Source organism: Pseudoduganella guangdongensis (assembly GCF_009857475.1).
GTDB classification, from domain to species: domain Bacteria; phylum Pseudomonadota; class Gammaproteobacteria; order Burkholderiales; family Burkholderiaceae_D; genus Rugamonas; species Rugamonas guangdongensis.
Genome location: NZ_WWCJ01000026.1, coordinates 26,038 through 44,938 on the forward strand (window position 1 = coordinate 26,038; position 18,901 = coordinate 44,938).

Below are 18,901 nucleotides of genomic sequence, written 5' to 3' on the forward strand. Positions count from 1 at the left end.
ACCAGCCATTGTAGCGGGGCCGGCGTGGCAGGTGCTGCTGTTATGCGGCCGCTTGCTGCGGGTTTTTAGGCGACAAAAATGCCTTGTGGAACAGGTGGCGCGCCAGGCGCAGCGGCGGCATGCGCAGCCAGTTGCCGCGCACATAGAGCAGGAAGTCGGCCAGCCCGCTGCCGGCGCGGCGGCAGCTCGGGTGGTGCGGCAGCAGGGCGCGCAGGAACAGGCGGTCCATCAGGGCCAGCAGGGCGCGGTTGGGGCCGGCGCCCGCCATGGCGGCCACCACGGCGGGCGGCACCGGGGTGCCGAGCAGGGCGGCGCTGTAGCGCAGGCCATAGTACAGGAAGCGTTGCAGCTGCAGGGCGTGGGCACGCGCCGGCAGCGCCTCCCAGAAGCCGGGTTCGTGGGCGCCGAAATACTGCAGCAGCTGGTGCAAGTCCCACAGGTCGCGCAGGCCCTTGTCGAATTCGCCGTCGGCAAACAGGTGGGTGGCGCTGTGCAGCACCATGTCGGCCGGCGCCAGGATGGCGGCGTTGGGCGGCGCGTCGGGCCCGGCCAGCGGGCGCGCGGCGGCGCGCAGCTGGGCCGGGTCGGGGCGCTGGGCGGCGGTGCGCGGCAAGATGGCGTGGTGCACGTCGATGCTGTTCTGGCGGTGCACGTGGGTCATGGGCGGCAGCTCATGCATCCATTCGCGGTAATAGCGCTGGTCGTAGGCGTCCAGCTTGGTGCCGGCCCAGCCGTGCAGCATGAGCGCCGCTTCCACCTGCGCCAGGCTGGCTTCCGGCACCAGGATGTCGATGTCGGAAAACAGGCGGCCGGCCGCGGGCGGCAGGCCGGCGGCGGCATAGGCGCCGCCTTTCAGCAGCAGCAGCGGCAGGCCCAGCGGGGCGAGGGCGCGCCCGATCATGCGCATTTCCCAGTAGGCGGCCTGGCGGTGGCGGCGCGCCTGCACCGCGGCCCAGGACAATTGCTCGCGCGCCTGCGGCAGGGCCAGTTCCAGCTGGCCGTGCTGCGCCAGCCAGGCGTGCAGGGTGGCGCTCAGGTTGGCGCTCTCGGCCTGGCGCAGCAGGGTGTCCCAGGCGGCCGGCGCCAGCGCGGCGGCCTGCTGCGGCGCGCGCAGCACTTGCAGCAGCAGCGGCAGGCGTGCCGGCTCAGGCGAACGCATCGAGGCGGGCAAAGGTGTCCAGGGCTTCATCCAGCGCACTATAGCGGAAGCGGAAGCCGGCGGTATGGTCGATCAGGCGCCCGAGCGCATCGAAGCCCTCGGCGCCCAGCACGCTGTAGTTGAAGCTGTTGCCGGCCAGTTCCATGAAGGTGGCGGCGCGCGCCAGCGGCTCCAGCGTGGTGGCGGCGCCCGCCGCGTATTGCGGGAACACGATCCAGGCCGGCCGCGCGCTCTCATCGGCGCGGCGCACGGCGTCGCCCGGCGCACGCAGGTGGGCCACCGTGCCCTTCAGGGTGTCGTGCACCGGCGTGCTGAAGACCGCGTCCGGCAGGTAGTCGCGGATGATGCCGATGGAGGCGTTCTTCAGGCTGATGGGGCGCGGGTTGGGCACCAGCAAGCCGGTCGACAGCTCGACCAGGGTCAGTTCGTCCGACAGCAGGCGCCAGCCGCCCTTGCCGGCCAGGGCGGCGGTCAGGGTGCTCTTGCCGGAGCCGGGCGGGGCCGGCAGGATCACGGCGCGCCCCTGTCGCTCCAGCACCGCCGCGTGCACCATCAGGTAGCTGTGGGCGCGGTTCGAGATGCACCAGTTCATGCCGCCTTCCAGCAAGGGGTAGGCGTGCAGCTGCGGCATCGGCTGGAACATTTCATAGCCGTCGCACTGCAGGCGCACTTGCGGGCGCAGCCAGCGCCGCAGGTGGCGCGGGCGCACCAGGCGCAGGTGGAATTCGGCGAAGGCGTCGTCATCCAGCAGCGGGTAGTCGCCGTACAGGCGGCCGATGCCTTCCGTCACGTGCGCCAGGTCGGCCTGCAGGCGCATGGTGAAGCGGCCCGTGCGCAGGCGCAAGCCGGCGCCGGCCAGGCGCGCGTGCAGGGCGCCGGGCGCCAGGCTGGCAATGGTCAGCATGGTTCCACCAGATTGATCAGGCCCAGTTCGCTGAGCGCTTGCTGCACCTGCGGGTCGTCCCAGTCGGCGTCGCTCAGCGTGCCGTCGCGCACGGCGTGCAGCAAGTCCAGGGTGAGGCCATCCAGCAAGTGGGTGGCGCCCGTTACTTCGTTGTAGAGCACGCTTTGGCCGTCCCAGCTGCGGCTGCGCAGCGCCTGGCCTGGCAAAATACGCCAGCGCGTCAGATGCGGCCCCCGTGCCAGGTGCTGGCCAGGTAGTCTTTCACGTTGGAGACGTTCCAGGAGGGACCGCCGCCGTTCGGGATGTACTTGCCGTTATCGCGGATCGCCATCCAGATCTGGACCAGGGTCTGGTAATCCGGCACGGGCGACTTCTTGGCCATGAAGTTCAGGTAAGTGGCCACCATATAGGCGCCGAAGTTTTCCGGGTCGAAGCCTTTTTCCTTGTTGTCGAGCACATAGCGCAAGGTGGCGCGGTCTTCGCCCAGGTGGCGGTAGGGGCCGGTGGCGACAGTGACGAACAGGTCGCGGAAACGCACCGTGTCCGGATTCACCGGCCAGCCCTGGTGGCCCGGGGTGGTGTTGTTGGCGCCGCGCTGCTGCAGCGATTCCTTCCAGACGCCGGGCGAATTGCCGTCGCAGGTGGTGACGCGCGGATTGTGCGAGCCGTAGGTGATCGACTGGAAACCGGAAGGGGTGCTGCAGGCGCTGGCCGCCATGCCAGGCTGGCTGTGCACGGTCAGCAGCACGCCGGAGGCGGCGGCGCCAGCGCGCGTGAAGCGGCGGCGCTTGGCGCCATGGGCGCTCAGTTGCTGCTCTGGCTGTTGTTCGTTGGCCACTTGGTCATCCTTGGATAGTTGGTTGGGCAGCCGGCTGCCCGCGTTATTTAGTGATCAAGCAAGTATCGTTCCCGACACCAGTTGCATCGCTGAAATAGCTTAAAAATCAGCAGCTTAGCTGATCCGGCACGGGGGGCGGAGCCCCCCGCGTTTCAATGATAGCGTGAACTGTAAGAATTCTCGACATTGCTTCAGAAGAAGCTCTCCGGAATCACCAGGATGTCGCCCGGACGCATCGGAACATTGGCGGAAATATCGCCATCCTTGATCAGGTCGTTCAGGCGCACGGTGAATTGCTGCTGCTTGCCGTCGATGTTGCGGATGATGCTAGCCTTATTGCCTGCGGCAAACTCGGTGACGCCGCCGACCGCGATCATCACGTCCAGGATCGACATGTCGCGGCGGTAGGGCAGCGACTGCGGGCGGGCGGCCTGGCCGATCACGCGGATCTGCTCGCCGTAGGTGCCGACAAAGCCGGTCACGATCACGGTCACCACCGGCTGCTGGATGAACTTGGACAGGGCTTTCTCAATATCGCGCGCCAGTTCGGTCGAGGTCTTGCCGCTGGCGGGCAAGTCTTCCACCAGCGGGGTGGTGATTTTGCCGTCCGGGCGCACCGGCACCACTTGCGACACTTCCGGGTTGCGCCAGACGATGATGCTCAGGCTGTCGCCCGGGCCGATCAGGTAATCGCTTTGCGGCACGGCGCCGGCGTCCGAGGGGGCGCCGCTGCGGCTGGCGGCGCAGCCGCCCAAGCCCAACGCACCGAGGATGACGGCCCCCGCGGCGAGCAGTCGGATCAGCTTGGTGTGTGTGTTCAATTTATTCTCCTTGTTTGCTTTTTAGCATTGCCTGTTATACCACGACTCTTGCTTCCCTGTCCGGCATTATTTGGTGGCGCCACCCTGCGCGCCGCCTTGCTGCAACAGCTCGTGCACATGGCGCACCGGGATGGCGTAGCTGATGCCGGTCGGGGCGGTGATGGCGCTTTCCTTGGTGCCCTTGACCAGGGTCATATTGATGACCGCCAGCACATTGCCGGTTTCGGGATCATACACGGGGCTGCCGCTATTGGCGGGGTAGGCTGTACCGTCCAGCTGGTAGAGGGTGAACGCGGCGCCGCGTTGCAGGGTGGCCACGGCGCGCGGGTTCAGCCCGCGCGTGGTCGGGGTGGGCAGGATGGCCGGGGTCTGCGCCGACAGCAGGGCGCGGTGGGTGACCGGGTTCAGGCCGAGCTGGATGCCGAGCGGGTAGCCGGTGAAGGCCAGCTCGCGCCCCTCGTCCACCAGCTCGCTGCCCGCCAGGGTCAGGGCCGGCAGCGGCGCCCCTTTCAGGCGCAGGTGCACCAGGTCGTGCGCGCGGTCGATGGTCACCACCTCCGCTTCGCGGAACTCCAGCCTGTCGCCCTTGCCGGTGACGATGCCCAGGGTTTCCATGCGCTCGGAGTCGAGGGTGGTGATGGCGTGCGCATTGCTGACCACGGACAGGCCGTCGCCCACCACGAAGCCGGTGGCATGGAACACAATGGCCGGGCTGCGCGTGCGCAGGTGGGTGCCGATGCCGACCACGCTGGGTTTGACGGCGGCGATGGTGCGCGGCAGCGGCGCCGCCCCGGCCAGGGTGCCGGCGCACCACAGGCAGCCGGCCAGACAAAGTGAAATCAGCTTGCGCATGAAGCCTCCAAGGGACTGAATTGCCATAGGGAAATGTTAAATTCTGTTCGTCAGCAGAGCACAACAGGCATAAATTAATAGTAACAGGCGGCGCGTTCTGCTGTATGATAGAGATTAGATGTTATTTAGGCAATATTAGAAGTAGGCATTGCGGGAGTTTGCCTGCCAAAACATGGGATAAGTGATCGAAAATGGCAGAATTAATGTCCTTGCTGTTGAACTTCCTGAAGGCCATCGGGAAGTATCGCTGGTATGCAGTGGCAATTACCTGGGTGGTGGCCCTGGTCGGCTGGGCGGTGGTGTACCGCCTGCCCAATGATTACCAGGCGTCGGCCCGGGTCTATGTGGACACCCAGAGCATCCTGAAACCGCTGATGTCGGGCATGACCACCACGCCCAACGTGGAACAGCAGGTCATGTTCATGCGCCGCACCCTGATCAGCCGCCCGAATGTGGAGCGCGTGCTGCGCATGGTGGACCTGGATATCAAGGCCAAGGACAGCAAGGAGCACGAGCGCCAGGTCGATGAGCTGATGAGCGCGATCAAGGTGATCGGCACCGAGCGCGACGACATCTACACCATTTCCTACAACAATGAGAACCCCAAGCTGGGCAAGGACGTGGTGCAGTCGCTGCTGACCATCTTCGTCGAAGGCTCCTTCGGCGGCAAAAAGCAGGATTCGGAAAAAGCGGTCCAGTTCATCGACGACCAGATCAAGATGTACGAGGAACGCCTGGCCGCCGGCGAGAACGCGCTGAAGGAATTCAAGATCCAGAACATGGGCCTGCTGCCGCGCCAGGGCGCCGACTACACCTCGACCCTGTCCGACCTGTCCGACAAGCTGAACCAGGCGCGCCTGGAGCTGCTGGAAGCCGAGCAGGCGCGCAATGCCATCAAGCGCCAGATCGCCGGCGAGGACATGGCGCCGGCCGCCTCCGAGCCGCAGAACATCAGCAACCCGGAAATCGACGGCCGCATCGCGACCCTGGAAAAGCAGCTCGACAGCCTGCGCCTGCAATACACCGAAGAGCATCCGGACATCGTGGCCACCAAGCGCCTGGTGGCCTCGCTGCAGCAGCGCAAGAAAGAGGAAGCCAAGAAGCTGGCACGCAGCAACGACCCGGGCATGAACTACAGCCCGATGCTGCAGCAGATGAACGTCGCGCTGTCGGTGGAAGAAGCGCGCGTCGCTTCGCTCAAGGCGCGCGTGGGCGAGTACACCACGCGCATGGCGCGCATGCGCTCGCAAAGCACGCAGGCGCCGGAAGTCGAGGCGCAACTGGCGCAGCTGAACCGCGACTACGCGATCAACAAGGACAACTACGAGAAGCTGGTGCAGCGCCGCGAGTCGGCCAAGCTGTCGGGCGACCTGAGCTCGGCCACCGACATGATGAGCTTCCGCGTGATCGACCCGCCGATCGTGCCGCAGACCCCGGTCGGCCCGAACCGCATGCGCTTCTATTCGCTCGTGTTCGTGGCGGCCCTGATGGCCGGCCTGGGCGTGGCCTTCCTGATGAGCCAGATCCGTCCTACCTTCCTCAGCCAGCACAGCCTGCGCGAAGTCACCGGCGTGCCGATCCTTGGCAGCATCGGCATGAACTGGACCGAGCAGCAGAAGTCGTCGCGCCGCCGTCGCCTGTACGGCTTCGGCCTGGCGGTCGCCTCGCTGTTTACCGCATTTGCGGGCGTCATCACCGTTACCTTGCTGCGCGCCGGTTGAGCGGCGCCACACCCAGGGAGTTCTCTCGTGAGCATTATTGAAAAAGCTGCCAACCGCCTCGGGCAAGCGCGTCCCACCGACGCCGCAGAAGAGGCCACCAACCCGGTCGAGGCGTCTGCGCCCGCCGCTCCTGTAGCCGACGTGCCCGCTGCGCCCCAGGCCGCGGCCGCCCCGACGCCTGCTGCGCCGGCGCCGGCCGCGCCAGCGCCGGCGGCGCCCGCCGCGCCCGTGCTGGCCACGCTGATGGCGGCCCCGGGCGGCGACGCCAACCGCCGCACCACCCACACCGTGGAACTGGACCTGGCCCGCATGCATGAAGTCGGCCTGGTGACCGCCGCCGGCGGCCGCACCTCGCTGGTGGAAGACTTCCGTATCATCAAGCGCCCGCTGATCAAGCGCGCCTTCGCCGCCCGCAAGCCGGGCGACAACCCGGGCAACCTGATCATGATCACCAGCTCGCTGCCGGGCGAAGGCAAGACCTTCTGCTCGATCAACCTGGCCATGAGCATTGCCATGGAGCTGGACCACACCGTGCTGCTGGTGGACGCCGACGTGGCGCGCCCTTCGGTGCTGCGCACGCTCGGCATCCCGGCCCAGCGCGGCCTGATGGACATCCTGCTGGACGACAATGTGGACATGGCCGACGTCATGTTGCGCACCAACGTCAACACGCTGTCGATCCTGCCGGCCGGCACCAGCTCGCCGCGCGCCACCGAGCTGCTGGCCTCGCATTCCATGAAGAACCTGGTCAACGAGATCGCCAACCGCTACCCGGACCGTATCGTGATCTTCGATTCGCCGCCGCTGCTGCTGACCTCCGAGTCGCACGTGCTGGCCTCGAACATGGGCCAGATCGTGCTGGTGGTGGAGTCGGAACGCACCACCCAGCACGCCGTCAAGGAATCGCTGCGCCAGTTGGAAGGCTTGAGCAACGTGAATCTGATCTACAACAAGTCGCGCGAGTTCCCGGGCACCGAAACCTATGACTATCACTATGGTTAAACGCGGCGGGCTGGTCCTGCTGCCGCTGGTGGCGGGCTTGTGCGCAGCGTTCCCGGCCCAGGCGGCATGGGACTTCACGCCCTTGGCGGCGACCCGCCTCACCTGGTCGGACAATATCACGCTGGCGCAGGACGAGCGCGCCGAAAGCGGCTTCGTGATGGAGCTGGCGCCCGGCTTCCAGCTGGCCAACCGTTCGCAGCGCTTCGATGTCGACCTGACCTACACGCTGCGCCAGTACAAATACTTCGGCCACAAGCCGACCAATTCGCAGAGCCGCAGCCAGGACCTGAACGGCAACCTGAAGTCGCGCCTGATCGAGGACATGCTGTTCCTCGACGCCCAGGCCCAGGTGCACCAGCAGGCGGTATCGGCCTTCGGCCCGGTGGGCGGCAACGGCTATGTACGCGACAACCAGAACGAAGTGCGTTCGATGAGCATCAGCCCCTACCTGCGGCACCGCTTCGGCGCGTTTGCCAGCGGCGAGCTGCGCTATATGTACGACACGGTCAGCAGCGACAATATCGGTTACCGCCGCAGCGACGGCAATACCGTGCGCGCCAACCTGGTGAGCGGCCCGAGCTTCCGCCGCGTCGGCTGGAATGCCAGCGTGGTGCGCGCCGTGTATACGCAGGAAATCCCCGGCCCGAAAGGCGTCGAGGAGCAGAGCAGCAGCAGCAAGAACGCCAACCTGGGCCTGAGCTATGCGGCCACCTCCCAGCTCAGCGTGGGCGCGTTTGCCGGTTATGACGATTTCGATTTCAGCGGCCTGGGCGGCAAGCAGGGCGGGGCGGCGTACGGCGCCAATATCGAGTGGGTGCCGTCGGCGCGCACCTCGATCAGCGCCTCGGCCGGGCACCGCTTCTATGGCCCGAGCTACGGCCTGGCGCTCACGCACCGCAGCCGCAGCACGTCGTGGAATGTCACCTACAACGATACGGTGAGCAGCTCGCGCAACCAGTTCGTGCTGCCGCAGGCGCTCGACACGGCCGCCATGCTGGACAACCTGTTCCGCTCGCAGATCAGCGACCCGGTGATGCGGGCGGCGGCGGTGCAGGCGTATATCCGCGCCACCGGCCTGCCGCCGTCGCTGTCGACCAACATCAACTTCCTCAGCAACCGCTATTCGTTGCAGAAGCAGCTGAACGCGTCTTTCGGCTGGCAGGCGGCGCGCAGCACCGCCGTGCTGACCCTGAGCAAGGCGCGCCGCGAAATGCTGTCGAGCCAGGAGTTCGACAATGTCCTGCTGGGCAATACGTTGACCACCCTGAACGACAACACCGACCAGATCGGCGTGACGGCCACCTACAGCTACAAGCTGGGCCCGCGCAGCGTGGCCAGCGTGAGCGGCAGCGCCGTCAATGTCGAGTCGATCAGCACCGCCCAGCGCAGCAACTACCGCAACCTGCGCCTGTCCCTGACGCGCAGCTTCGGCGCCCGCGTCAACGGCACGCTGGAAGCGCGCCATGTGCGCGGTACGCGCGGCCTGGGAAGCGACCAATACACCGAAAATGCCGTGACCGCGACGCTGTCGGCGAAATTCTGAGGTAAGTCATGTATGAGAGCTATTATGGGCTGAGCGATAAGCCCTTCCGCCTGCGGCCCGACCCGCATTTCTTCTTCGGCAGCAAAGGCCACAAGCGGGCCATGGCCTACCTCGAGTACGGCCTGTCGCAGGGCGAGGGTTTCATCGTCATCACCGGCGAGGTGGGGGCCGGCAAGACCACCCTGGTGCGCAACCTGTTCAACCACATGGAATCGGAGCGCATCGTCACCTGCCACCTGGTGAACACCCACCTGAATTCGGACGATGTGCTGCGCGGCGTGGTGGGCGGTTTCGGCTTGCCGTGCGAAGACACGGCCAGCAAGACCACCCTGCTGGCGCGGCTGGAGGTTTTCCTGCGCCAGTGCGAGCAAGAAGGCAAGCGCGCGTTGCTGGTGGTTGACGAAGCGCAGAACCTGACGCCGAAAGTGGTGGAAGAATTGCGCATGCTGTCCAACTTCCAGACCGACGAGAAATCGCTGCTGCAGACCTTCCTGCTGGGCCAGCCGGAGTTCCGCCACACCCTGCACAGCCCCGGCATGTCGCAGCTGCGCCAGCGCGTGATCGCCACCTACCACCTGGGGCCGATGGACAGCGCCGAGAGCCAGGCCTATATCGAGCACCGCCTGCGCACGGTGGGCTGGAGCGGCAAGCCGCACCTGACGCCGGCCGCCTACGCTGCCGTGTTCGAGTACACCGGCGGCATCCCGCGCAAGACCAACCATTTGATGGACCGCCTGCTGCTGATGGGCTTCCTGGAAGAGATGACGGAATTCACCGACACCGATGTAGACACGGTGATCCGCGACATCCAGCAGGAATTCCAGGCGCCGCCGGTGGAAGCGGCCGTGGACGCGCCGGCCGCCAACGGCGCGGCGCAGCCGGGCTTCGAGCCGGAGCTGATGTTCGGCAGCCAGTACCCGGCGGTGCTGGACGAGCGCATGATGCGCGTCGAGAAATCCCTGACGTCGGTGTTGTCGATCCTGAAGAAGATCGTGCGTTCGCCGTCGTCCTACAACATCCACCAGGACAGCAACGAATGAGCACCTTCCGAATCCTGTGCGTCGTGGGCGCGCGCCCGAACTTCATGAAGATGGCGCCCATCATGGCCGCCTTCGCCCAGCTCAAGCCGCAAGTCGAGGCGTTGCTGGTGCACACCGGCCAGCACTACGACGTGGCCATGAACCACCAGTACTTCGAGGCGCTCGGCATCCCGAGCCCGGACATCAATCTGGAAGTCGGTTCCGGCAGCCACGCCCAGCAAACCGCCGAAGTGATGAAACGCTTCGAACCGGCCATGGATGAAGTGCAGCCGTCCGCCGTGCTGGTGGTGGGCGACGTCAATTCCACCATCGCCTGCGCGCTGGTGGCGGCCAAGAAGGGCGTGCCGGTGATCCACGTGGAAGCCGGCCTGCGCTCCTTCGACCGCGCCATGCCGGAGGAAATCAACCGCGTCCTGACCGACCAGCTGTCGGACCTGCTGTTTACCACCGAGGAGAGCGGCGCGGCCAACCTGGCCAAGGAAGGCATCGGCGCCGAGCGCGTGCACTTCGTCGGCAACGTCATGATCGACACCCTGCGCGCCAACCTGGCGCGCGCCATCCCGGCAGCCAAGATCGCGGCCGATGCCGGCCGTGCCGACTTCAAGGCCGGCAAGGGCGAGTACGCCGTGCTGACCCTGCACCGCCCGTCCAATGTGGACGACAAGGCCGTGCTGCAAGGCTTGCTGGAAACCGCGGCGAAAATCAGCGCGCAGACGCCGGTCATCTTCCCGGTCCACCCGCGCACCCGCGCCACCATCGAGAAGTTCGGCCTGAGCCACCTGCTGGACCGCCCGGAAGTGCTGCTGCTGCCGCCCATGGGCTACCACGAGATGCTGGGCCTGATGCAGGACGCGCGCGTGGTGCTGACCGATTCCGGCGGCATCCAGGAAGAGACCACCGCGCTGGGCACGCCCTGCATCACCCTGCGCAACAACACCGAGCGCCCGATCACGGTGGATGAGGGCACCAACACCATCGCCGGCAACGATCCGGCGGCCATCCTGGCGGCCTACGACGCGCTGCTGGCCGGCACCGGCAAGTCCGGCCGCATCCCGCATTACTGGGACGGCCGCGCCGCCGAGCGCATTGCCGCCATCGTGCTGGACTGGCTGAAAGCCCGGGGCTGAGACCATGGAGAAGCCGGTGCGCAATGCGATGACCATCGATGTGGAAGACTACTTCCAGGTGTCGGCCTTTGCGCCGCACATCAGCCGCGACAGCTGGCCTGAACGCGAGTGCCGGGTCGAGGCGAATATCGACCGCATCCTCGGCATCCTGGACGCGGGCAAGGCGCACGGCACCTTCTTCACCCTGGGCTGGATCGCCGAGCGCTATCCAGCCATGGTGCGCCGCATCGTGGCCGCGGGCCACGAGCTGGCCAGCCACGGCTACGGCCACCTGCGCGCGTCGGACCAGACGCGCGAGCAGTTCATGGACGATATTTCGAGCAGCAAGAAGATCCTGGAGGACCTGGGCGGCCAGGCGGTGCTGGGCTACCGCGCGCCGAGCTTCTCGATCGGTCCCGGCAACCTGTGGGCGCTGGATGCGCTGCAGGAGGCGGGCTACCGCTATTCGTCGTCGATCTATCCGATTGCGCACGACCATTACGGCATGCCGGATGCGCCGCGCTTTGCCTTCCATCCGAACGGGGCGCAGGGGCTGCTGGAGGTGCCGATTACGACGGTGCGCATCGGCCAGCGCAACCTGCCGGCGGGCGGCGGCGGGTATTTCCGCTTGCTGCCGTACGCGGTGTCGCGCGGCTTGATGCGGCGCGTGAACAAGCAGGACGGGCAGCCAGCCATCTTCTATTGCCATCCGTGGGAACTGGACCCGGGCCAGCCGCGCATGCAGGGCGTGGGGCTGAAGACGCGCTTCCGCCATTATGTGAACCTGGGCCGGATGGAGGCGCGGGTGCGCGCGCTGACGCGCGATTTCGCCTGGGACCGCATGGACCGCATTTTCCTGGGGCAGCCATGAGCTCGATTATTGAGGCGGCGGCGGAGCGCCGCGCAGCGCGCGCCAAGGCGGAGGCTGAGACGGCGACGGCGCTGGCAGTGGCGGCCGCCAACCCGGCACGGCAGGGTCAGACCCAAGGGTCAGACCCAGACACGCGGCCGGCGCAGGCCTCGGGTGTGGTGCAGCTGCTCGGCACCAACGCGGAGGAACGCGCCCGCTGGGACGCCTTCGTCCAGCAATGCCCGGACGCGACCTTCTTCCACCTGAGCGGCTGGCAGACCGTCATTGAAAAATGCTACGGCCACCCGACCTGGTTCTTCTACGTGGAAGAAAACGGCGTCATCACCGGCGTGCTGCCGCTGGCGCGCATGAAAAGCCGCATGTTCGGCCATTACCTGGCCTCGACGCCGTTCTGCGTCTACGGCGGCGTGGCCGCCACCACGGACAGCGCGCGCGCCCTGCTGGATAAAGCCGCCGAAGAACTGGCCGCCTCGCTCGGTGTCGGCCACCTGGAATACCGCAACTACGCGCCGGCCCACCCGGACGACCCGAAGTGGCAGACCAAGGACCTGTACTACACCTTCCGCAAGGCCATCAGCGCCGACGACGAAGAGAATATGAACGCCATCCCGCGCAAGCAGCGCGCGATGGTGCGCAAGGGCATCAAGCTGAACCTGCAGGGCGAAGTGGATGACAACGTCGACCGCTTCTTCACCTGCTACGCCACCAGCGTGCACCGCCTGGGCACCCCGGTCTTCGCCAAGAAGTACTTCGCCCTGCTGAAGGAAGTGTTCAAGGACGATTGCGAAGTACGCGTGATCGTGCAGGACGGCCAGCTGGTGGCCGGCGTGCTGAGTTTCTTCTTCCGCGACGAAGTGCTGCCTTACTACGGCGGCGGCATGGACCTGGCGCGCGAAGTGGCCGGCAATGACTTCATGTACTGGAACCTGATGCAGGCGTCGGCCGCCAAGGGTTACCGCGTATTCGATTTCGGCCGCAGCAAGAAGGGCACCGGCGCCTTCGACTTCAAGAAGAACTGGGGCTTCACCGCCCAGCCGCTGCCCTACGAATACCAGCTGTTCGCCGGCGACGCGCTGCCGGACGTGAACCCGCTGAACCCGAAGTTCCAGCTTTTCATCAAGGTCTGGAAGAAGCTGCCGCTGCCGCTGGCCAATCTGCTCGGCCCCCACATCGTCAAGCATTTGGGGTAAGCCGTGGAAGACCTGCTGCTACTCGTGCACCGCATGCCTTATCCGCCCAACAAGGGCGATAAGATCCGCTCCTGGCATTTGCTCAAGCATCTGGCGCAGCGCTACCGCGTGCACCTGGCCACCTTTGTCGACGACGCCGACGACTGGCAGCACGTGCCGGCGGTGCAGGCGGTGTGCGCCTCCAGCCATTTCGCGCCGCTGTCGCCGCGCGGCGCGCGCGTGCGCAGCCTGGGGGCCGTGCTGCGCAACCGTTCGCTGTCCTACGACTATTACCGCGACGCCGGCCTGCGCGCCTGGGTCGACAACACCATGCGCCAGCACGGCATCGAGCGCATCGTGGTGTTCTCCTCGCCCATGGCGCAGTATGCCGAGGCCTGGCCGCAGGCGCGCCGCATCGTCGATTTCTGCGACGTCGATTCCGACAAGTGGCGCCAGTACGCCGAGCGCAAGCCGTGGCCGGCCAGCATGATCTTCGACTACGAAGCCAAGCGCCTGCTGCGCTACGAGCGCCAGATTGCCGCCGGCTGCGACGCCTCGCTGTTCGTCTCGGCGCCGGAAGCGGAGCTGTTCCGCGGCCTGGCGCCGGAAAGCGTGGCGCGCATCGGCTGGTTCAGCAACGGCGTCGATACCGCCTATTTCGCGCCGGGCGACTACGCCAGCCCCTACGCCGCCGGCGAACTGCCGCTGGTGTTCTGCGGCGCCATGGACTACTGGCCCAATATCGACGCCGTGCAATGGTTCGCGGCCGAAGTGCTGCCGGCGCTGCGCGCGCGCCATCCGGCGGTGCGCTTCGTGATCGCCGGCGCCCGCCCGGCGCCGGAAGTGCAGGCCTTGGCCGCGCAGCCCGGCATTACCGTGACCGGCACCGTGCCCGACGTGCGCCCGTATGTGGCGCATGCGGCGCTGTCGGTGGCGCCGCTGCGCGTGGCGCGCGGCATCCAGAACAAGGTGCTGGAGGCGATGGCCATGGCGCAAGCCGTGCTGGTGACGCCGCAGGCGCTGGAAGGCATCGAGGCCGAACCCGGGCGCGACCTGCTGCTGGCCGCATCGGCCGCGCAATGGATCGAGGCCGCCGCCGCCGCGCTGGCCGGCCCGGCCGCCGCGCGCGCGCAATTGGGCCAGGCCGCCCGCCAGCGCGTGGAAGCGGCGTACAGCTGGGACGCCCGGCTGGCGCCGCTGGACCGCATGATTGAAACCCCGGCTGCGCGCAACGGCGCCGCAGCCCCTGCCCAGTGGACCACGGCATGAATACTGTTCCTACCCAAGACGGCCCGGTGACGGCGCCGGCCCCGGTGCCAGTGCTGGCCGGTATGCGCAATGCGCTGCTGGTGGCGCTGGTCATGCTGCTGCCGCTGCTGGTGTTCCATGACACGGCGCAGTCGATCGCGGCCATCTGGGAGCGTTCGGAAACCTTCGCCCACGGCTACCTGATCCTGCCGATCAGCCTGTGGCTGGTGTGGCGCCAGCGCGCCGAGCTGCAGCGGCTGCCGCTGCAGCCGTACTGGCCCGCCTTCCTGGCGCTGCTGGCCTGCGGCGCGGCCTGGCTGCTGGCCGAACTGGTGGAGGTGGCGATCGTGCGCCAGTACGCGCTGGCCGCCATGCTGCCGCTGTCGGTGCTGGCGGTGCTGGGCAAGCGCATCGCCTGGGCCCTGCTGTTCCCGCTGGCCTTCATCCTGTTCGCGGTGCCGGTGGGCGAGGGCCTGGTGCCGCCGCTGATCGACCTGACCGCCGACGTGACGGTGGATGCGCTGCGCCTGACCGGCATCCCGGTCCTGCGCGACGGTAACAACTTCTCCATCCCGAGCGGCAACTGGTCGGTGGTGGACGCCTGCAGCGGCTTGCGCTACCTGATTTCCTCGGTCACCCTGGGCGCCCTGTTCGCCTACCTGAGCTACCGCAGCACCTGGCGCCGCGCCGCCTTCGTGCTGGCCTCCATCATCGTGCCGCTGGCGGCCAACGGCGCGCGCGCCTACATGATCGTGATGATGGGTCACCTGAGCGGCATGACCATGGCGGTCGGCGTCGACCACCTGATTTACGGCTGGCTGTTCTTCGGCGTGGTGATGCTGCTGCTGTTCTGGATCGGCAGCTTCTGGCGCGAAGACCAGCGCGAAGCAGCCAAGGCGGTGGCCAATGTGCGCGCCGCGCAGCCGCTGGCCTGGCGCTCCCTGCTCGGCACTTCGGCCGTCGTGCTGCTGGCGCTGGTGGTCTGGCCGCTGCTGGCGGCGCGCGCCGAGCATGGCGCCGCCGCCGCGCCGCCGGTGCAGCTGGCGCTGTCCAGCAGCACCCCGACCGCGCCCGACTTCAGCAAATGGCAGCCATCCTTCGCCCCGGCCAGCAGCACCCTGCGCCAGAGCTTTGCCGGCCAGCCGCCGGTCGGCCTGGCAGTGCTCTACTACCGCGACGTGCCGGGCGGCGAGAAAATGATCAGCTCGACCAACCGCCTGGGCGAGGAAAAAGGCGAGCTGCGCGAAAACAGCGTGGCCCTGCGCGACGAGCGCATTGGCGCGCGCACCATGGCCGTGCGCGAGGCCATGCTGGGCGTGGAGGGCCGCCGCCTGCTGGTGTGGCAGTGGTACTGGATTAACGGCAACATGACCAGCAGCAACTACGTTGGCAAACTGTTACAGGTGAAAGAGAAATTGATCGGTGGCAGCGGCGATGGCGCGGCCGTGATGGTATTCTCGCCTTACGATGAAGACCCGGCAGCGGCGCGGGCCGCGATGCGTGCCTTCCTGGACAGCAATATCAAGCCCCTGGACCAGGCACTGGCCAGCAACCAGCGCCCCTGATCCCCAGCCATGAACGACATCCCACTCATCGTCCACCTGACGTATGCGCTAGATTTTGGCGGCATGGAAAACCTCATGGTGGAGCGCATCAACCGCATGCCGGCCGAGCGCTACCGCCACGCCATTGTCTGCCTGACGCGCGTCAATCCCGAATTCGTCAAGCGCATCAGCAAGCCGGGCGTGAGCGTGCATACCCTGGGCAAGCATCCCGGCCTGTCGCTGGCCACGCACGGCGTGCTATGGCGCCTGCTGCGCGAGCTGCAGCCGGCCGTGCTGCACAGCTATAACTTCTCGGCCATCGAATACGCGCCGACCGCGCTGCTGGCCGGGGTGCCGGTGCGCGTCAACGGCGCGCATGGGCGCGACCACACCGACCCGCACGGCACCAACCGCAAGCACAACTTCCTGCGCCGCATGATGCTGCCGTTTTACGACGTGTGCTACGCCAATTCGGCCGCCATGGAAGTGTGGAACCGCGAGGTGATCGGGGTGCCGGCGGCCAAGAGCCGCCTGCTGGCCAACGGCATCGACGCCGAGCGCTTCCGCGTGCGCGCCGAGGGCGAGGCGCGGCCCTTCTTCAACGAGGGCGAGATCGTGATCGGCACCGTGGGCCGGGTGCAGGACGTGAAGGACCACGCCACGCTGGTGGACGCCTTCCTGCTGCTGCGCGAGCAAGTGCCGCAGCTGCGCGAGCGCCTGCGCCTGGCCGTCATCGGCGACGGCCCGCTGCTGCAGTCGTTGCGCGACAAGGTGGCCGCCGCCGGCGCCGCCAGCGCGGTCTGGCTGCCCGGCGCGCGCAACGACGTGCCGGACATCCTGCGCAGCTTCGATGTCTTCGCCATGTCCTCGATTGCCGAGGGCACGCCCGGTTCCGCGCTGGAGGCCATGGCGTGCGGCCTGCCGGTGGTGGGCACGCGCGTGGGCGGCATACCGGAAGTGATTGAAAACGGCGTCACCGGCCAGCTGGTGCCGCCCTCCAATGCGGCGTCCATGGCGGCGGCGCTGAAACACTATGCGGAGGCGCCCGAACTCGCGCGCCGCCACGGCCGGGCGGGCCGCGACCGCGTGCTGCGCAAATACAGCATGCCGGCCATGGTGGCCGCCTACCAGGACATGTACGACAGCTTGTGCGAACGCAAGCTCAAAATCAGGAAGCCAGTACCATCATGTGCGGAATAACAGGGATCATGGATGCGCGCGGCGGGCGCGCGGTGGATGAGGCGCTGCTGCGCCGCATGAACGACACCCAGCACCATCGCGGGCCCGACGAGGGCGACACGTATATCGAACCGGGCATCGGCTTCGGCCACCGCCGGCTGTCGGTGATCGACATCGCGCAAGGCCAGCAGCCGCTCGGCAACGAGGACGGCAGCGTCATGGTCTGCTACAACGGCGAGATCTACAACTACCGCGAGCTGACGGCGGAGCTGAAAGCGCTGGGCCACACCTTCAAGACCAGGAGCGATACGGAAGTCATCGTGCACGCCTGGGAGCAGTGGGGCGAGGATTGCGTGCACCACTTCCGCGGCATGTTCGCCATCGGCCTGTGGGACCGCAACAAGCAGGTGATGTTCCTGGCGCGCGACCGCCTGGGCGTGAAGCCGCTGTACTACGCCATGACGCCGGACGGCTGGTTCGCCTTCAGCTCGGAACTGAAGGCGCTGCGCATGCATCCTTCGCTGCCGCGCGAGATCGACCCGCTGGCGGTGGAGGACTACTTCGCCTACGGCTACGTGCCGGAGCCGAAGACCATCTACAAGGGCGCGCTCAAGCTCTCGCCCGGCTTCCGCCTGACGCAGAAGGTCGGCGCGCCGCTGGCGCAGCCGGAGCAGTTCTGGGACGTGCCGTTCAAGCTGCACGACAAGATGACCGAGAGCGATGCCCAGGGCGAGCTGGTGGAGCGCCTGCGCGAAGCGGTGAAGATCCGCCTGGTGGCCGAAGTGCCGCTGGGCGCCTTCCTGTCGGGCGGCGTCGATTCCTCCGCCGTGGTGGCCATGATGGCCGGCCTGGACGAGGGCGCCGTGCACACCTGCTCGATCGCCTTCAAGGACAAGGCGTTCGACGAGTCGGAATACGCGCAGCAGGTGGCGCAGTTGTACAAGACCGACCACTTCGTGGAAACCGTCGATACCGACGACTACGGCCTGATCGACACCCTGGCCCACCTGTACGACGAACCCTATGCCGACAGCTCGGCCATCCCGACTTACCGCGTGTGCCAGCTGGCGCGCAAGCGCGTCACGGTGGCGCTGTCGGGCGACGGCGGCGACGAGAACCTGGCCGGCTACCGCCGCTACCGCTACGCGATGGCGGAGCAGAGCGTGCGCGGCCGCATTCCCGATTTCCTGCGCAAGCCGGTGTTCGGCACCCTGGGCCGGGTCTATCCGAAGGCCGACTGGGCGCCGCGCGTGTTCCGCGCCAAGACTACCTTCGAAGCGCTGTCGCGCGACCTGGTGGAGGGCTACTTCCACGGCGTGTCGATCATGTCGGACGCCATGCGCGCGCGCCTGTTCTCGGACAAGTTCCGCGCCGGCCTGCAGGGCTACAGCGCCATCGAAGTGATGCGCGGCCACGCGGCCAATTCGCCGACCGACGATCCGCTGTCGATGATCCAGTACCTGGACATGAAGACCTACCTGCCGGGCGACATCCTGACCAAGGTGGACCGCGCCTCGATGGCGCACGCGCTGGAAGTGCGGGTGCCGCTGCTGGACCACAAGCTGGTGGAGTGGATTTCCGGCCTGCCGCCGGAGATGAAGCTGAAAGGCAGCGAGGGCAAGTACATCTTCAAGAAATCGATGGAGAAGTACCTGCCGCACGACATCCTGTACCGCAAGAAGCAGGGCTTTGCCGTGCCGCTGGCGTCCTGGTTCCGCGGCCCGCTGCGCGAGCGCGTGCAGCAAGCCTTGCTGGGCCCGACCCTGGCCGACACCGGCATGTTCAACCAGGCCTTCCTGCGCGAAATCGTGGAGCAGCACCTGTCCGGCCGGCGCGACTACAGCGCGCCGATCTGGACCCTGCTGATGTTTGAAGCCTTCCTGAAAAAAGAGATGCAGGCATGA

The 18,901-nt window shown here is 67.0% G+C and carries 17 protein-coding genes; 11 read left to right on the forward strand and 6 right to left on the reverse strand.

What is annotated here, in order from left to right; all coding sequences use genetic code 11:
- Positions 1-40 precede the first annotated feature (40 nt).
- The 6 genes from GTP41_RS24230 to GTP41_RS24255 form a co-directional block, all read right to left on the reverse strand.
- Entirely contained in the window at positions 41-1,159 is a 1,119-nt protein-coding gene (locus GTP41_RS24230) for a nucleotidyltransferase family protein (protein ID WP_161028161.1), read from the reverse strand.
- Complete coding sequence (locus GTP41_RS24235; RefSeq protein WP_161028162.1) at positions 1,146-2,063, reverse strand: HprK-related kinase A; 918 nt, start codon at positions 2,061-2,063, stop codon at positions 1,146-1,148. The genes GTP41_RS24230 and GTP41_RS24235 overlap by 14 nt, the downstream gene beginning before the upstream one ends.
- Positions 2,057-2,269 carry a hypothetical protein gene (locus tag GTP41_RS24240; RefSeq protein WP_161028163.1) on the reverse strand — a complete coding sequence of 71 codons (213 nt, stop codon included), beginning with the start codon at positions 2,267-2,269 and terminating at the stop codon, positions 2,057-2,059. The genes GTP41_RS24235 and GTP41_RS24240 overlap by 7 nt, the downstream gene beginning before the upstream one ends.
- A 14-nt stretch (positions 2,270-2,283) precedes the next feature.
- Positions 2,284-2,901: a hypothetical protein gene (locus GTP41_RS24245; RefSeq protein WP_161028164.1), complete on the reverse strand. Its 618-nt coding sequence runs from the start codon at positions 2,899-2,901 to the stop codon at positions 2,284-2,286.
- 191 nt (positions 2,902-3,092) lie between these two features.
- On the reverse strand, positions 3,093-3,722 hold the full coding sequence (locus GTP41_RS24250; RefSeq protein ID WP_229503049.1) for an XrtA/PEP-CTERM system exopolysaccharide export protein: 630 nt from the start codon (positions 3,720-3,722) through the stop codon (positions 3,093-3,095).
- Positions 3,723-3,788: 66 nt separating this feature from the next.
- Positions 3,789-4,574 carry a S1 family peptidase gene (locus tag GTP41_RS24255; protein WP_161028165.1) on the reverse strand — a complete coding sequence of 262 codons (786 nt, stop codon included), beginning with the start codon at positions 4,572-4,574 and terminating at the stop codon, positions 3,789-3,791.
- 203 nt (positions 4,575-4,777) lie between these two features.
- On the opposite strand from GTP41_RS24255, the gene GTP41_RS24260 reads away from it, so the two are divergent.
- The 11 genes from GTP41_RS24260 to GTP41_RS24310 are packed head-to-tail and all read left to right on the forward strand — an operon-like array spanning position 4,778 to position 18,901.
- Positions 4,778-6,295: an XrtA system polysaccharide chain length determinant gene (locus GTP41_RS24260; RefSeq protein WP_308700882.1), complete on the forward strand. Its 1,518-nt coding sequence runs from the start codon at positions 4,778-4,780 to the stop codon at positions 6,293-6,295.
- 27 nt (positions 6,296-6,322) lie between these two features.
- On the forward strand, positions 6,323-7,297 hold the full coding sequence (locus GTP41_RS24265; protein ID WP_161028167.1) for an XrtA-associated tyrosine autokinase: 975 nt from the start codon (positions 6,323-6,325) through the stop codon (positions 7,295-7,297).
- Positions 7,278-8,840 (forward strand): TIGR03016 family PEP-CTERM system-associated outer membrane protein, encoded by a 1,563-nt coding sequence (locus GTP41_RS24270; RefSeq protein WP_161028168.1) that lies wholly within the window; start codon positions 7,278-7,280, stop codon positions 8,838-8,840. The genes GTP41_RS24265 and GTP41_RS24270 overlap by 20 nt, the downstream gene beginning before the upstream one ends.
- Positions 8,841-8,848: 8 nt before the next feature.
- Positions 8,849-9,880 carry an XrtA/PEP-CTERM system-associated ATPase gene (locus GTP41_RS24275; protein ID WP_161028169.1) on the forward strand — a complete coding sequence of 344 codons (1,032 nt, stop codon included), beginning with the start codon at positions 8,849-8,851 and terminating at the stop codon, positions 9,878-9,880.
- Complete coding sequence (gene wecB / locus GTP41_RS24280; RefSeq protein WP_161028170.1) at positions 9,877-11,007, forward strand: non-hydrolyzing UDP-N-acetylglucosamine 2-epimerase; 1,131 nt, start codon at positions 9,877-9,879, stop codon at positions 11,005-11,007. Before GTP41_RS24275 ends, wecB begins: the two co-directional genes overlap by 4 nt.
- 4 nt (positions 11,008-11,011) lie before the next feature.
- A complete protein-coding gene (locus GTP41_RS24285) occupies positions 11,012-11,857 on the forward strand; it encodes an XrtA system polysaccharide deacetylase (protein ID WP_161028171.1) in 846 nt (281 codons plus the stop codon).
- The gene (locus GTP41_RS24290; RefSeq protein WP_161028172.1) at positions 11,854-13,047 is read left to right on the forward strand and encodes a FemAB family XrtA/PEP-CTERM system-associated protein; all 1,194 of its coding nucleotides are present in this window, start codon (positions 11,854-11,856) and stop codon (positions 13,045-13,047) included. The genes GTP41_RS24285 and GTP41_RS24290 overlap by 4 nt, the downstream gene beginning before the upstream one ends.
- 3 nt (positions 13,048-13,050) lie before the next feature.
- Positions 13,051-14,295 carry a TIGR03087 family PEP-CTERM/XrtA system glycosyltransferase gene (locus tag GTP41_RS24295; RefSeq protein WP_161028173.1) on the forward strand — a complete coding sequence of 415 codons (1,245 nt, stop codon included), beginning with the start codon at positions 13,051-13,053 and terminating at the stop codon, positions 14,293-14,295.
- On the forward strand, positions 14,292-15,839 hold the full coding sequence (xrtA, locus tag GTP41_RS24300) for an exosortase A (RefSeq protein WP_229503050.1): 1,548 nt from the start codon (positions 14,292-14,294) through the stop codon (positions 15,837-15,839). The genes GTP41_RS24295 and xrtA overlap by 4 nt, the downstream gene beginning before the upstream one ends.
- A 9-nt stretch (positions 15,840-15,848) precedes the next feature.
- Complete coding sequence (locus tag GTP41_RS24305; protein WP_161028174.1) at positions 15,849-17,018, forward strand: TIGR03088 family PEP-CTERM/XrtA system glycosyltransferase; 1,170 nt, start codon at positions 15,849-15,851, stop codon at positions 17,016-17,018.
- Complete coding sequence (locus GTP41_RS24310) at positions 17,006-18,901, forward strand: XrtA/PEP-CTERM system amidotransferase (RefSeq protein ID WP_161028175.1); 1,896 nt, start codon at positions 17,006-17,008, stop codon at positions 18,899-18,901. The genes GTP41_RS24305 and GTP41_RS24310 overlap by 13 nt, the downstream gene beginning before the upstream one ends.